Genomic DNA, 14,666 nt, shown 5'->3' with positions numbered 1-14,666 from the left:
TTTCCTTTGCCTTATTTTAAAAAGCAGGTCAACACGCCTGCTTTTTAAATCTTTGTTCGAGCTTCAAGGGCTTTGGAGAGGGAGAGCATATCGACATTTTCAAGATGAACCCCTGTCGGAACACCCTGTGCAATTTTGGTAAATTGCAAGGCGTACATCTTTAGTTTATCTTCAATGTACATAATAAGCGCATCATTGGCCAAAGAGGGTGTGAGTGCAAAAATAAGCTCTTTTGCGCCCTCTTTAACAATCTTTTCGAGCTGTTCAAGGGTTGTCTCATCCAAATTGCACAGCACAAAATATTTCCCATCAAAGAGTTTATGTTCCTCTAAAATAAAAATATCTTTGGCACTTTCCACCACACATATTTTGGCACCATCGCGCCTCTCATCCAGACAAATATCGCATATTTCATGCTCACTAAGAGCACCACAGCGTTCACATTTACGAATACTTTTAATGGCACTTTCAATCGCATTGGAGAGTTTCATTGCAGAAAACGTATCGTTTAAAACCAAATGATACGCAAAACGAAGAGCAGATTTCCGACCTACCGTTGGAAGCTTTTCAAAGGCATCCACAAGCTTATTAAACTTTTCAAGTCCCCGCATCATACGCTCTTCCCTTTTGAAAAATCAAGACTAAATTCATGGTAGCCATCCACATAAGCGTAGCCTACTGCTAAGCCGTGTAGCGCCATAATATTTGAGACAATATAAAGCCCAAGCCCTAAACCACTGCCACACGCTTTTGAGCCTGAAACAAACGGTTCAAAATACTCTTCAATTGCCATCTGCAAAGGCTCACCTTGATTTGCAACAATGAGTTTTTCTCCCTCATTTTTTAAAATCACCTCTTTTTTCACACTGTGTTTTATGGCGTTATCCATTAAATTTTTAATTGCTAGTGCCATCAAATCAAAATCAACACTTATCGTAACATCAAAATCACCCACCATCTTTATCTGCTCATCTTGTTTTTTCTCATCCAGCATCAACAAATCAATGGCGTGTTCAAGGACGTGCAAAAGCGTATACTCCTTTACATGTAAATCATAATGCCGTGCACTTAATTGCTCAACTTTGGAAAATTCTGCAATTAAAAGATCCAACCGTGCAAATACATTAATTAACCTCTTCTTAGCCGTTGCATCCTCAAGCATTTCTGAGACAATACGCCCTTTACCAATAGGGGTTTTGAGTTCATGCATTAAGGTACGTAAAAAAAGCTGTCTGGAGTGAATGAGATCCCGTATTTTTTTGGCGGCTTTATCAAACTCATTGGCAACTTCACCAATTTCATCGCTAGAATTACTCTTGCACTCAATGTCCAAATCGCCCCCTGCAAATTTACGAATTTTACTGCTGAGGCTTTTAAGCGGTGATATGCTTTTGTAAATGGAAACGTACATGTAAACCAAAAGCGATAATGAGATGACAAAAACAACCCACAAACTCTCGTTAAAATTTTTATTTTCCTGACTCTCTAACAGCACACTGGATTCAAAATTATCAATAAAGAGATAATAACGGTCATTGTACACAATGGAAGAGAAGCGACTAATGGGAGAGAGTTTTTGAAAAATAACCACGCCCCGCTCAAGTACAGAATCTCGTAAATGCTTGCTGCTTACTTTTTTAAGCCCAAAATTATTGAAATACTCCTCAATATCTCCAGGCTGAACATTGTTTCGATACATCACCAAAAGGTAATTGACCGATTGGAGTTGGCGCTGTTTCATGTTTTCTAAATTGCGTTCGCCTTGATGCTCCAATAAAAGGGCAAAGAACATCACCAATAAAAAAAGAGAGAGTGCAAAAATAGCGCTGATTTTATTTAAAATAGAGTTTTTAATCATCCGACCAATTTATACCCAATGCCCCGAACGGAGTGAATATGCTCTGGATTTTTTGAATCGTCCCCTATTTTAGAACGCAAACGCCCTACAATCACATCCAAACTTTTTGAGCCTTTATCTTTCAGGGATTTGCAGTTATACACCAGCTGTTCACGTGAAATCGAAAATCCATTTTGACGAATCATGTAGGAGAGAATCTCATACTCTGCAGGTGTAAGATTTAAAACCTCTCCTTTAAAAGAGATTTCATGGCGTTTTTCATCGACAACAAACGCACTGCTGTTGTGGGCTTCTTCTATAGCTGAGCTTTTTTTGTAGCGACGAATTAAGCTTTGAATGCGTGCGTACATCTCTTTTGGATCATACGGTTTTGGAAGGTAATCATCCGCTCCAATTTGAAGCCCAATGACTTTATCGCTAATATCACTGCGTGCAGAGGAGATAATAATAGGAATATCATACTTTGCGACCACTTCTTTGCAGACTTCAAGCCCATCCATTCCAGGAAGGGTTAAATCTAAAATTAATAAATCATACTTTTTAATCCCCGCACTAAGCCCCAAATACGGATCCGCATAATTGGTGATTTTTATATTGTATTTTTCAAGATACTCGCTTAAAATCTCAGCAAACTCTTCATCATCTTCAATCATTAAGACGTTAATCATAGGCTATACCTTACAAGGTTTTTTATAATTATACTGAATTTGCATTATTTTTAAAGAAGAAGACCTCCGAAGAGGTCTTAAGAAGGGTTGAGAGGTTATTTTGCTGGAGGAGCCATTCTTTGCATAGCTCTTACAGGGCGCTCATTCATTACTTTTTTAAGCTCCAAGCGTTGCTCTTTGCTTAAAAGATTAAAGACTTTTTCCATGTGGTCTGCTTGAAGTGCCAGCATTTTTTCATGCATTTCATTGTGCATTTTTACAAATGCTTTTTTATCAAAGCTCTCCGCACTCATTAAATCTTGCATTTTATTCATCATTTTTGGATCGCGAAGTTTGGTCATCTCTAACTTCATTTCACTGCGTAAAATAGCCAATTTATGTGCTTGCTCATCGCTCAGATTTAATTGTTCTAGCATAGGCATACCCATCATCATGCCACCTTGTTTCATACCTCTTTCATGATTCATACCATTGCCTTGCATCGGCTGGCATCCTCCACCACCAAACGCAAATGCGCTTGTTGTTCCTAGTGCAACAAGGGTTGCAAGAGTTACAATTGACTTTTTCATTTTCTACTCCTTGAAAGTTGATAATGAAATAGTACAAGAGGGCTGTTAATGAGCTTTTAACGAAGTGTTAACCTACCTTAACAGATGAAATTTAATCTACTTTTTGCTAAAATAGCACTCTTCAAAAACTTACATGTAAAGAGATAATTGTGGATTTAGAATATTATGAAGTCTTAGAAATCAGCAGATCTGCCGACGCTGCTGAGATAAAAAAAGCGTACAGAAGATTGGCATTGCAATACCACCCCGATCGCAATCAAGGCGACAAAGAGGCGGAAGAGAAATTTAAGGCGATTAATGAGGCGTATCAAGTCTTAAGTGATGAACAAAAACGCTCAACGTATGATCGTTATGGTAAACAAGGACTTGACTCACAAGGCTTTAGTCACTTCTCTGATATGCGCTATGAAGACATTATGGGAGATTTAGGTTCCATTTTTGAGTCTGTCTTTGGCGGTGGCTTTGGGAGTGGTGGTTTTGGAGGTGGAAGCACAAAGCAAAACCGAAAATACAACCTAGACCTTGAAGCTGAAGTCACCCTTGCTTTTAATGAAGCCATTTTTGGGTGTAAAAAAGAGGTCAGCTTCTCGTACAAAAAACCTTGCGATACCTGCGATGGTACAGGAAGTAAAGACAAATCAAAAGGGGTGTGTAAAGAGTGTAATGGCAAAGGTCAAGTCTTTTACCGACAAGGATTTATGACTTTTTCACAAACCTGCCCTGCGTGTAATGGCAAAGGAAGCGTCGTTACCAACCCTTGTTCTGATTGTAAAGGCAAAGGCTTTAGTATGGTGGACGATAAGGTCACCATTGATATTCCTGAAGGCATTGACAACAACAACCGCATTCGGGTTGCGGGACGTGGCAATATAGATGAGCGAGGGGTACGAGGGGATTTGTACATTTTGGTCTTGGCAAAAGAAGATGAGCATTTTGTCCGACATAATGATGATATTTATATTGAAGTGCCTGTATTTTTTACACAAGTAGCCCTGGGAGAAACCATCAAAATTCCAACCATTCGTGGAGAAACAGAGCTTGAACTCCCTTTAGGAGCAAAAGATAAACAACAATTTATCTTCAAAAAAGAAGGTGTTAAGAATGTCCATACGCACCAGTTGGGCAGTATGATTGCGCAAATTTCGATTCGTTACCCTAAAAAACTGACCAAAGAACAAAGAGAGATGCTAGGCAAACTGCAAGAAGAGTTTGGGATTGAAAGCAAACATAAAGATGAAAAATATGAGAGCGTCTTTGACAAAATCAAAAGTTGGTTTGATTAAACATCTTGAGTACGAGGGCGAAACGCTCTCCTACTCCATTGTAACCAATAAGCGCCTCAAACACCTCTACATTCACATTGACCCTAAAAAAGGGGTTATCGTTAAAACACCCTACACCTCTCATGAATACCTAGAGCGCATCGTCCACCAAAAAGCTTCATGGATTTTTAAAAAATTTAAAGCACTGCAAGAGCGCACGTCTGTCCCACAACTCTTTGAGGATGAGGGTAAAGTGCTCTATTTGGGTGAAGCCATTGGCTTACATGTAAACCAAACACCTGAAGCTTTTTACAAAGAAAAAACCATTCCTTTGGTGAGGCGATTGGTGGAGGAGTGGAGTTTTATTATGGGTGTCAAACCCGCAAAAATCAGCTTTCGAAAAGCAAAGAAACGGTGGGGAAGTTGCAGCCATATCAATGAGCTAAGCTTCAACCTAAGCCTTGCACAACTTCCTCTTGAGTGCATCACTTACATTGTCATTCATGAACTCTCCCACATCACACACAAACACCACCAAAAAAGTTTTTGGAATTGCGTGGGTGAATTTATGCCTGAGTACAAAGCGTGCGAGCGAACACTTAAAGCCTTTTCTCCCTCTCTTTAGAAAAAGAGTATTCTAAACCCAATAGCCACCAATACGACCCCACCAAACACTTCTGCTTTTCCCTCAAGCCATGTGCCTGTGAGTCTTCCCACGTAAATACCACATATGCTGATGACACAGGTCGTAAGGCCTATTAGAAAACATGCCACAAATGGATTGAAATCCAAAAGGGTTAAGCTAAAGCCCGCTGCCATAGCGTCAATACTGGTGGCAATGGCTAATGTTAGCATCAGTTTATTGGTAATTTTCGTAATCCCCTCTTCAATGCCCTCATTCACACCCTCATAAATCATTTTTGCACCAATAAGCAACAACAACCCAAACGCAATATAATGCGCATACTCACTCACAAACCCAAGCAATCCATGCCCACCCAAATAACCAATTAAAGGCATAATGGCTTGAAAAATACCAAAAAACAGCCCTGCTTTTAACGCTAAGAGTTTATGCCCCTCTAAGCGTTTTGAACCAAGTCCGATGGAAACCGCAAAGGCATCCATACTGAGGGCAAAGGCTAACAACAACACTTCTATCATTTTAATTCTCCCCAATTCTTTCCTATAGCAATTGAAACGTGCAAAGGAACACGAAGGGTGTAAATGCCCTCCATAATTTTCTTTGCCTCAAGGGCAAATGCCTCAGCATGTTCTGCTTTTACTTCAAAAATAAGTTCATCGTGAATTTGAAGCAAGAGTTTTGCCTCATCATTCACTAAGGTGTTCACAATCTTATTCATACACAATTTAATCAAATCCGCCGCACTGCCTTGAAAGACGGTATTGACCGCTTCACGCAAATAGCCTGCGTATTGCATTGCATTGGCATGTTCAAAATCAAAAAAGCGTTTGCGCCCTAAGAGTGTCTGCACCCATCCCTCTTTTTTTGCCTCTTCCTCGATAGATGTTAAGTATTTTTTAATGGTAGGAAAGGTTGCAAAATAACTCTCAATATAGCTTTTTGCCTCTTTTGTTGATATACCTAAGGTCTCCGATAAACGCTTAGGTCCCATCCCATACAAAAGTCCAAAGTTAATACTCTTTGCAATGCCTCGCTTCTGTTTCGCCGCAGCTTCACCAAAAAGCTTCAGTGCCGTTTCTTGATGAATATCCTTACCTTCTCTAAAGGCATTAACCATTGCCTCATCGCCACTAAAATGCGCCAATAAACGCAGTTCAATTTGCGAATAATCAATACCAATGAGCGTGTAGCCCTCTTTGGCAACAAACCCCCCTCGCACTTCTCTCCCTAAGGCTGTTTTGACAGGAATATTTTGTAAATTAGGGTCTTTAGAAGAGAGCCTACCTGTGGCGGTTCCTGTTTGAATAAACGAGGTATGCACACGGCTTTTTGGTGATTCTTTCGAGAGTTTTAAAAGCGGTTCGATGTAGGTTGAACGCAATTTATAAAGCTCTCGATACTCTAAAATTTTAGCAATCACAGGATGCTTATCTAAGAGTTCTTGCAGGACATTTTCATCGGTACTGTAGCCTGTTTTTGTTTTTTTAATGGTAGGAAGTCCTAATTGCTCAAATAAAACATTGCCCAATTGCTGAGTGGAATTGAGATTAAAATGTGCCTCGCTTAAGGCAAAAATCTCTGTTTTTAAACTCTCTATCGCTCCATCGGTGCGCTTTAAAAGCGTTTCAAAATACGCCCCATCAATCTGGATGCCCTCTTTTTCCATTTTCATCAGCGTATGAATAAAAGGAAACTCCACCTCTTTAGCAATCTCAAACAAGCGAGGCTCTAGCATCTCATGAAGTTTGTGGTAAAGCTTGAGGGTCATCCATGCATCTTCACTGGCATACTCACACGCTTTTTCAATTTCTACATGGCTAAAGTTTTCACCCTTTGCCACCACATCTTTAAACTTCACCATCTCATAATTAAAAAAGCGTTTGGCTAAGGTGTCTAAGCCTACGTTACTCTCAGGGTTTAAAAGCCATGCCAAAAGCATGGTATCGCCATAGAGTGACACATTGCTCACACCAAAATTATTTTCAATAACCGCCAAATCAAACTTAAGATTTTGCCCAACAATTTTATGCGACAACAGCATCTCAAGCGCTTTTTTTGCATCCGCTAGGCTCACTTGCTCACCCACGCCCAAATAGTGATGCGCAATTGGTACATAATAGGCTTCTTTTTCATTAAATGCAAAAGAAAAGCCCACAATTTTAGCGTTATACGCATCTAGCGCATTGGTTTCGGTATCAAAGGCAACAATGCTTCCTTGCTCTATCTTCTCTATCACTCCTAATAACGCAGGTGCGGTATCGAGTAGAACAGCTTTGAAGCCCATGGACGTTTCCGCTTTTGGCTTTACATGTAAAGCACCATTTTTCACACGAGCAAGCATCTGACGTAGTTCATATTTTTCCAATTCATCGGCGATGTTTAAAAGCGGATTCTCACAGGGAAAATAAAACGATTCAAAGGTATCATCAATTCGTAAAGAGTTATCCAAACGTACCAATTGCTTACTTAAAAAGGCTTTCTCCTTCCCCTCTTCTAACATGCTTTTTACACGAGGATTTGCCACTTTTTCAAGATTTTCATAGATGTTTTCTACGGTTTCAAAATCATCCAAAAGCTTTTTAGCTCCTTTGGGTCCAATGCCTTTAACGCCTGGAATATTATCGGCAACATCCCCCACCAAAGAGAGGTATTCGTTGATTTTATTGGGATAAACACCAAATTTCTCAAAACATTTTTCACTGTCAATCTCTAATTTTTTCATAGGATCATAAATCACCACACGCCCATCATCAATGAGCTGATACAAATCTTTATCGTGGGTGACAATGCGCACCTTAATGTCATGGGCTTTGGCGAAACGTACCGCTGAAGCGATAATATCATCGGCTTCAAATCCCTCTTCTTGGTAACATTTAAAGCCCATCTTCTCAATCCATGAAATCGCCACGGGAAGCTGTTTTTTTAAATCTTCTGGTGCTTCAGGACGGTTGGCTTTGTAGCTAGGATCAAGATCATGGCGAAAGTTTTTACCCTTACTGTCTAGCGCAAAGAGCATATAATCGGTGTCGTGCTCATTTTTAATCGCATAAATAAAATTAGCAAAGCCTGTAAGCAAACCAGTGGGAAAGCCTTGCGCATTTCGAAGCTGTGGGAGGGCATAATAATTTCTAAAGAAGAAACCAAAGGTATCAATAATTGTCAATGTTTTCACAAAAACCCTTTACATGTAAAAAAATAATACGATTCTCTAAAGGAAGTTAGAGCAGGTTATGTATCATAAAATCTTTTAAGAAATTTTGAAAGATTATAACGAGGTTTCATTAAAAAGCGTATGAGAAGTCTCTTTTTCTAAGCTCATTTTTTCTAAGCAACACTTATTTTTGCGAGTAACCACGTCATTGCCAAAAGATCGGCACTGCCTCCTGGGGAGAGATTTTTTTCAATCATCTCAGTATCAAATGCCCTCAAACATTCTTCAAACTTTTCATGCTCCATGTTTACATGTAACAGTGCGGCTGCTTTTGTTTTAGTGTAGGCTAGTCCCTCCATGCCCCCTCGTGACCACAGTGTACTGTCATCTAAGCGTGACATCAACAGCAACAAGGTCTTTTGCAAAGCACGCTCTTCACCCTCTTCTTCCACAGAAGCTTTAAAAAAAGGCAATGCTATCTCAAAAACAATGGCAAAACCACTTTGTGCGATTTCTCGGATACCCCCACTCTTGGTTTCATAAAAAAAACGAGCACCCGCACTGTTGGGTGCGTTTACATGTACTAAATCATCCTCTACCAAATTGTGACACAGCACTTTCATCTGTGCGTTTAGGTTTTTACATGTAAGCCGTTCACCCTGCGCTTTTATACGCCCAATCGCACCGCACAAAACGGCAAGACAAAAGATCATTCCTTTGTGGGTATTGACCCCTTTTGTGGCTTCAAACATCGCTTTTTCACACGCAACACCAATGGCTCTTAGTCTTTGAAAACTCTGCTTTGCCTCTTCGTGTGCATACGCCTGAGCGGTTTGTAACCATTGCGCTACAAAGGGTGTGATGGCATGGATGCTTGCATAAAAGGTGTCAATGTTCATATCACGGTGTGCGCCACTGTTGGCTTTATCGACCAATCCAGGCTTGGGCGTTAGCTCCACTTCTTTTTGCATAGCACGTTCACACCACAGAGCAAGCGAGTGCTCAAACGCATGTTTTTCCACCATTGCTTTGATATGCGCCTGCAGCATTTCATACGGATGCCTTTGCGCTCTTGCACACACCTGTGCCTCTTCTTCGCAGAGAAAACACTGACGTTTTGAAAGACCCAATTCACTACGAGAAAGAATGCGCCCTGTTTTATCCAACACATCAATGTCCATCAAACGACCCAGAGGATGCGTGTTTTCTATCTCACAGGCTAAGGCTTTGAGCCTTTTGGCTTCCGCTTTACATGTAAACAAAGACTCCACCCCTGTTGGAGCAAAGCTACACTGACACACCAAAAGTTCAATGCCCTCCTTGTGAAGCCTTTCTAAAAGCACTTGTGTAGCGACATTGTGGAGTACAACCGCCTCATGCGAGAGCTTTATGAGGCTTGGTGTATTAATGCAAAGAGAAATCAGCGAAGCCAAAGGGTAGTCGCATAAAAGCTTTTTTTGCTTTAAGGCACGCTCCTCTTTGGCATGTAAAATCGCTTCAAGCGTGGTGGGTTGGTCTATCATTATGCCAATTGACGCACAACATCAATCACAGAGCCATCTCGATACCGAATCGCTGCAACCACTTTATCGGTGTATTGAATCTCTGTTGGCACACCGCACAATGCAATGGCACGCTCATACAATTCATGCATCTCAACCATGTTTAAACCCGCTTTTTTGAGGCGTGCTTTCAGCTCTACATTTTTAGGATTCACCGCTATGCCTTGATCGGTTACGACCACATCAACGGTTGAGCCAGGGGTGACAATGGTATTGACCCGTTTGGTAATCGTTGGAATACGCCCACGAGTAAGCGGTGCTACGATAATGGAGAGTTTGGCTTCTGCAGCAGTGTCACTGTGTCCACCTGAGGCACCTCTGAGCAAACCTTTAGAGCCTGTAATGACATTGACGTTAAAATCAAGATCAACCTCAAGCGCACTTAAGACAACAATATCCAACTGTTTAATCGCCGCACCTTTGGAACTTGGGTTGGCGTATTCGTTGGCACTAATTTCGATGTGGTTTTTATTTTCGCCCAAAGATTTTGCGGCAAATTCATCAAAACTTTGCACATCCAAAAGGGTTTTAATCAGCCCACGTTTAAGCATATACACCATCGTTCCCGTGATACCCCCCAGCCCAAAACTGGCATGTATCCCTTTTTCTTCCATCTTTTCACTTAAAAAAACCGTTGTGGCGAGTGAAGCGCCCCCTGAGCCTGTTTGGATGCTAAAACCCTCTTTAAACAGTCCTGAGTGCTCAATGATTTTCGCCGTGTGGCTGGCAAGGAGAAGCTCTTTAGGATTGCTTGTCATACGGGTTTCACCTGCACCAATTTTAGAAGGATCACCCACCTCATCAACCACAACCACTGCATCCACTTGGTCTTGATGAATACTTGCTGGAACATTAGGATAGGCTTCAAGGGATTCGGTTAATACCACCACATACGCTGCATACTGTGCGTCAATCATCGCATAGCCTAAAGAACCACATTTTGAACGACCCGAATAGCCATTGGCATTGCCAAAATTATCACACACGGGTACGCCTAAAAATGCCACATCAATGTTAAGCTCACCTGATTGAATCAAATGCACCCGCCCACCATGGGAGTGAATTTGCACAGGTTTTTCCATCAAGCCTTTGGAGATAGCCTCTCCTAATTTACTGCGAAGCCCAGAGGTATAAATTTGTGTGATGACCCCACTTTTAATATGCTCAATCAATGGGTCATTCACAGAAGCCAAAGAGCTAGACGCTAGCGTCAGGTCTTTAAAACCCATTTTGGCGATGATGTTCATCACAGTGTTAATCAGCAAATCACCACCACGAAACGCATGGTGAAACGAGATGGTCATCCCATCTTTTAACCCTGAACGTCTGATAGCCTCTTCAATGCTTTCACACACCTTCGCACTTCGCTCCTCCCCTTTGTTTTTCTCTTTACATGTAAACGCAGGGGCACTGATGGGTGTGAGGTCATTAAGTTTTACATGTTTTTCAAAATCTTTCATTGCTCTTCTCCTAAAACGCCCGATGCGCGTGCTAAATCCATAATCCACTCTGCTCTTAAAATAATAGGGGCATCCACCATTTTGCCATCCAATGAGATAACGCCTAAGCCACGCTCTTTAGCATCACGTGCGGCTTCTAAGACTTCAATCGCCCAATGAATATTTTTTTGCGTTGGAGCAAAGGCACTGTGAAGCCACGGAATTTGATTGGGGTTGATGAGCGACTTGCCATCAAAGCCTAAACCCTTAATCAATTCCACTTCGTGCATAAAACCCTCTTTGTCTTTCACATCTGAAAAGATAGAATCAAATGCTCCAATTTTAGCCGCACGTGCCGCAAGTAAGATTTGATTGCGGGCCGCCATGAGCTCATTGCCCTCTTTGGTGCGTTGGGTGTGCAAATCTCGTACAAAATCTTCCGCACCCAAAGCAATGCCCATCATCCGATCTGAACATCTGGCAATATCCACCGCATTGACCACACCCAGTGCACTTTCAATGGCAGCAAGAAGCATGGTTTTTTTCGTCGTACCTATGTGCTTCTCAATACGCTCAATTTCACGCTCCATGTCCAAAACATCTTGAACGCTATCGGTTTTTGGAAGCCTTACGATGTCCACACCTGCTCTAATAACTGCTTCAAGATCCAAAATTCCAAAAGGCGTATCTAAGGGATTGACACGCACGGCTGTCTCAATGTCTTTGTAGGTAAAATGTTGCAAGGCATGAAACACCATCATACGAGCAGAATCTTTTTCGCTCAGTGCCACAGAATCTTCTAAATCAAACATCACCGTATCAGGCTTATAAATAAATGCATTGCACACCATTCCCGTGTTAGACCCTGGGACAAAGAGCATACTCCTGCGTAATTTTTGCTTCATCATAACACACCCCAATCAGGCTTATCCTCGCCTAAGGCTCTTAAAATAGCCGTTTGAACACGTGCTTTTATCACGTACTCCAATGCTCCCTTATCCTGAATAATCAGTTTAACACCCTCTATTTTCATCTTCTTAAGCGTCTCTAGCACCAGCGCTCGAATCGCATCTCCGTAAATCTCCTCCACACTGCTCTCTAGCTCTATCTCAACGCCTTTGGTATCAACGGGAATCACACGGACAAATACGTCGCTTGATTCGAGCGTTCCTGCGTGGGCAGTCTCACATTTTTTGCTCATTTTGCTTCCTCTTTGGACATCATTTTTTCAATCAATGCATACGTTGTAGGAGGTACCAGCGGGATAATCTCTTCTAAGCGTTTTTCCTGCATTAATCGTCTGACTCTCGAAGCCGAAATTGGCTCACCACCATACTCAATACGCCCAAGCACCACCACCAAAATGGGTGGAAATTCACTCGGAGCTGCCAGTAATGTTTTCATCTGTTGGTTATACTCATTGGTCACGACACATAAAGGCTCTTCTCCCACATAACGGTGTGTAATGCCCAGTTGTGGGGCTAAATGATTTCTAAAAATATTTAAGTCCAACTCCGTATAAAGAGAGTCAATCTGACGTTTATCCTTAATAAAATAGGTCGGAAACGTCGCTTTAGAAATAATATAATCAGAACCCTCATGTATCGTGAGGTTTTCCAAATCTTCCAAGCCTTCACAAATAAGCTTGTAACGATCATGAAAGGTAAAAAAGGAAGCATCTTCCTTCACCACAAACAAATGTACCCAGTGCGACCTTTCACAGGCTTGCTCTACTAAATAGCGATGTCCTAACGTAAAAGGGTTGCAATTCATCACAATGCTTCCAACCACCTCACCTGTACGCTTATACTTTCGCAAGCGTTTCTTGTACAAATCAATGTTGTAGCTGTTTTCCATCAAAATCACTTGTTGGTGTGCTTGCTCAATGTATTTAAACCCACACGACTCAAAAACCTCCTCATACTCTGGTTTTGTAAATAAAAACAAATCATGCCGCCCCTCACGAAACGCCACTTTTAAAAGTTCACTCATCAAGCTTAAGGCTAAGCCCTCCCCTCGAATGGATTCATCAAGAGCAATGTTTTTCAGCACTTTACCACTCAGCCCTCCACACGCAACAATGCGATCATCCTCTTTGGCAATCACAAAAATCTCCACATCTTCTGCCATATCAAGCTTAACACTGCTTAAAAAATCCCTCACTTTTTGCCATTGCACCTGACGGGTACGTGGCACTTCAGAGAAGAGAAAACTCATCGCTTCTCTTTGGGTCGAAGGTAGGTAATAAAAATCGGCGCAACACTCATCACTAAAAACATTCTCACAATATGATGCAGCGCAACATAAGGCAAATTGGCACCAACAATAATTGCAATAAGATTCATCTCCGATTGCCCACCAGGAGAAAACGCTAATATAATGGAGATCAGTGGAAAATCAGTTAACCAAGAGACCCCAAAGACAAAAAGGGCTGAAAGTATCACTAAGATAGCAAAATAGCCCAGTGTTTGCACGAAAACTTTTGTAATTTCTTTACATGTAACGCCCACAAACACAAAACCTACGGTGCTTCCAAGGATGAGTTGAATGAGTTTAATCATCTCATTGGGTGGGCGAGAATCAACAATACCCAAACTGTAAACCATCGCCCCTAAAACCATAGGGCCTAGCATGGTACCCCCAGGAATTTTAAGCTTCAGTGCACCCCACCATCCCAAGAGAGCACAAACGATAAGAATGAGCATATCGTGCGGATCACTGTTTAAAAAAGGTTGGGTGATACTCACCGTGCCATCTAAGGAAATATGTGAAAGCGCTTGAATCATAAACGGCAAGGTAAAGACAATGCACAAAAGCCTTACCGATTGGGTCATCGTTACTTTATAGACATTCGCACCTGTGGCTTCTGCTAGCGTAACCATCTCCAAAAGTCCCCCTGGCATTGAACTAAAATAAGCACTCATCTTATCGAACTTCAACCACTTCCAATAATAGAGCATGCCACAAAAGGTAACAAGAAGTACAAAGGGGAAAATCAAAACAATACTGGAAAGATAATCACCCAAATAGTGAATCATCGTAGGATTAAACGCACTCCCAACGGTAATACCAAGTACAGCACGAGCAGGTGCGGAGAAAAGTTTGGGGGACTGGAGGGGAATTTTGGGAAAACGGCTGGCAATACCGATGGCAACAATGGAGCCTAAAAGCCATGGCAAGGGAGCTTTGAGTAAGGTGAAAAGCATGGCTCCACACAAGCCTATCAAAAGCGATGCCACAACAGGTAAAAAGCTTTTAAAGCATTGCATTGAACATCCATTAGTTATCTGTGTTTTTCACCTTTATGGTAGCTTTTTTTTCATTAAGAATAACTAAGATAATAATAGCTCAAAATGGGCTATTTATGGGCATTTTGTGCATAAAGTTCTAAGAAATTAAACCAAGCTTTTGTCACGAAAAAATCTCCACAGCTTTCTTTACATGTAAACCCATACACACGCATCCAAAACGCACATTAAAATTAAGAGAGGCTAAGCTAAAATCTTTCGCATGG

General features: G+C 41.4%; 14 protein-coding genes. 2 read left to right on the top strand and 12 right to left on the bottom strand.

Annotation, left to right across the window (positions count from 1 at the left end):
• Window positions 1-44: 44 nt before the first annotated feature.
• The 4 genes from recR to SULBA_RS03095 form a co-directional block, all read right to left on the bottom strand.
• Window positions 45-614: a recombination mediator RecR gene (gene recR, locus SULBA_RS03110; RefSeq protein ID WP_041671778.1), complete on the bottom strand. Its 570-nt coding sequence runs from the start codon at window positions 612-614 to the stop codon at window positions 45-47.
• On the bottom strand, window positions 611-1,858 hold the full coding sequence (locus SULBA_RS03105; protein ID WP_014768814.1) for an ArsS family sensor histidine kinase: 1,248 nt from the start codon (window positions 1,856-1,858) through the stop codon (window positions 611-613). The genes recR and SULBA_RS03105 overlap by 4 nt, the downstream gene beginning before the upstream one ends.
• Window positions 1,855-2,526, bottom strand: coding sequence for a response regulator transcription factor (locus tag SULBA_RS03100; protein WP_014768813.1), 672 nt, complete (start codon window positions 2,524-2,526; stop codon window positions 1,855-1,857). The genes SULBA_RS03105 and SULBA_RS03100 overlap by 4 nt, the downstream gene beginning before the upstream one ends.
• A 95-nt stretch (window positions 2,527-2,621) precedes the next feature.
• Window positions 2,622-3,095, bottom strand: coding sequence for a Spy/CpxP family protein refolding chaperone (locus SULBA_RS03095; RefSeq protein ID WP_014768812.1), 474 nt, complete (start codon window positions 3,093-3,095; stop codon window positions 2,622-2,624).
• 149 nt (window positions 3,096-3,244) lie between these two features.
• Between SULBA_RS03095 and dnaJ the strand changes: the two genes are divergently transcribed.
• Window positions 3,245-4,378: a molecular chaperone DnaJ gene (gene dnaJ / locus SULBA_RS03090; protein WP_014768811.1), complete on the top strand. Its 1,134-nt coding sequence runs from the start codon at window positions 3,245-3,247 to the stop codon at window positions 4,376-4,378.
• Window positions 4,338-4,982: a M48 family metallopeptidase gene (locus tag SULBA_RS03085; RefSeq protein ID WP_014768810.1), complete on the top strand. Its 645-nt coding sequence runs from the start codon at window positions 4,338-4,340 to the stop codon at window positions 4,980-4,982. Before dnaJ ends, SULBA_RS03085 begins: the two co-directional genes overlap by 41 nt.
• Here the strand turns inward: SULBA_RS03085 and SULBA_RS03080 are convergent.
• From SULBA_RS03080 to SULBA_RS03045, 8 genes are all read right to left on the bottom strand, one after another.
• Window positions 4,979-5,518 (bottom strand): manganese efflux pump MntP, encoded by a 540-nt coding sequence (locus SULBA_RS03080; protein WP_014768809.1) that lies wholly within the window; start codon window positions 5,516-5,518, stop codon window positions 4,979-4,981. The genes SULBA_RS03085 and SULBA_RS03080 overlap by 4 nt on opposite strands.
• Window positions 5,515-8,172: a DNA polymerase I gene (gene polA, locus SULBA_RS03075; RefSeq protein ID WP_014768808.1), complete on the bottom strand. Its 2,658-nt coding sequence runs from the start codon at window positions 8,170-8,172 to the stop codon at window positions 5,515-5,517. Before polA ends, SULBA_RS03080 begins: the two co-directional genes overlap by 4 nt.
• Window positions 8,173-8,324: 152 nt before the next feature.
• On the bottom strand, window positions 8,325-9,674 hold the full coding sequence (gene citG, locus SULBA_RS03070; protein ID WP_014768807.1) for a triphosphoribosyl-dephospho-CoA synthase CitG: 1,350 nt from the start codon (window positions 9,672-9,674) through the stop codon (window positions 8,325-8,327).
• A complete protein-coding gene (citF, locus tag SULBA_RS03065; protein WP_014768806.1) occupies window positions 9,674-11,173 on the bottom strand; it encodes a citrate lyase subunit alpha in 1,500 nt (499 codons plus the stop codon). Before citF ends, citG begins: the two co-directional genes overlap by 1 nt.
• Complete coding sequence (locus SULBA_RS03060; protein ID WP_014768805.1) at window positions 11,170-12,060, bottom strand: aldolase/citrate lyase family protein; 891 nt, start codon at window positions 12,058-12,060, stop codon at window positions 11,170-11,172. Before SULBA_RS03060 ends, citF begins: the two co-directional genes overlap by 4 nt.
• Complete coding sequence (gene citD, locus SULBA_RS03055) at window positions 12,057-12,353, bottom strand: citrate lyase acyl carrier protein (RefSeq protein WP_014768804.1); 297 nt, start codon at window positions 12,351-12,353, stop codon at window positions 12,057-12,059. Before citD ends, SULBA_RS03060 begins: the two co-directional genes overlap by 4 nt.
• The gene (gene citC, locus SULBA_RS03050) at window positions 12,350-13,369 is read right to left on the bottom strand and encodes a [citrate (pro-3S)-lyase] ligase (RefSeq protein WP_014768803.1); all 1,020 of its coding nucleotides are present in this window, start codon (window positions 13,367-13,369) and stop codon (window positions 12,350-12,352) included. Before citC ends, citD begins: the two co-directional genes overlap by 4 nt.
• Window positions 13,366-14,421: an AbrB family transcriptional regulator gene (locus SULBA_RS03045; RefSeq protein ID WP_014768802.1), complete on the bottom strand. Its 1,056-nt coding sequence runs from the start codon at window positions 14,419-14,421 to the stop codon at window positions 13,366-13,368. The genes citC and SULBA_RS03045 overlap by 4 nt, the downstream gene beginning before the upstream one ends.
• Between the last annotated feature and the right edge of the window lie 245 nt (window positions 14,422-14,666).

This window comes from Sulfurospirillum barnesii SES-3 (assembly GCF_000265295.1).
In the GTDB taxonomy this organism is placed as follows: Bacteria; Campylobacterota; Campylobacteria; order Campylobacterales; family Sulfurospirillaceae; genus Sulfurospirillum; species Sulfurospirillum barnesii.
Note: the sequence above shows the minus strand (reverse complement) of the source record. Positions and strands in the feature narration are given on the sequence as shown.

Bases quoted from the DNA above. Each gene is read 5' to 3' on its own strand.
- SULBA_RS03095 (WP_014768812.1), bottom strand. From the start codon at position 3,095: ATGAAAAAGTCAATTGTAACTCTTGCAACCCTTGTTGCACTAGGAACA.
- SULBA_RS03100 (WP_014768813.1), bottom strand. From the start codon at position 2,526: ATGATTAACGTCTTAATGATTGAAGATGATGAAGAGTTTGCTGAGATT.
- SULBA_RS03085 (WP_014768810.1), top strand. From the start codon at position 4,338: ATGAGAGCGTCTTTGACAAAATCAAAAGTTGGTTTGATTAAACATCTT.
- SULBA_RS03060 (WP_014768805.1), bottom strand. From the start codon at position 12,060: ATGATGAAGCAAAAATTACGCAGGAGTATGCTCTTTGTCCCAGGGTCT.
- recR (WP_041671778.1), bottom strand. From the start codon at position 614: ATGATGCGGGGACTTGAAAAGTTTAATAAGCTTGTGGATGCCTTTGAA.
- citF (WP_014768806.1), bottom strand. From the start codon at position 11,173: ATGAAAGATTTTGAAAAACATGTAAAACTTAATGACCTCACACCCATC.
- SULBA_RS03045 (WP_014768802.1), bottom strand. From the start codon at position 14,421: ATGCAATGCTTTAAAAGCTTTTTACCTGTTGTGGCATCGCTTTTGATA.
- citG (WP_014768807.1), bottom strand. From the start codon at position 9,674: ATGATAGACCAACCCACCACGCTTGAAGCGATTTTACATGCCAAAGAG.
- SULBA_RS03105 (WP_014768814.1), bottom strand. From the start codon at position 1,858: ATGATTAAAAACTCTATTTTAAATAAAATCAGCGCTATTTTTGCACTC.
- citC (WP_014768803.1), bottom strand. From the start codon at position 13,369: ATGAGTTTTCTCTTCTCTGAAGTGCCACGTACCCGTCAGGTGCAATGG.
- SULBA_RS03080 (WP_014768809.1), bottom strand. From the start codon at position 5,518: ATGATAGAAGTGTTGTTGTTAGCCTTTGCCCTCAGTATGGATGCCTTT.
- citD (WP_014768804.1), bottom strand. From the start codon at position 12,353: ATGAGCAAAAAATGTGAGACTGCCCACGCAGGAACGCTCGAATCAAGC.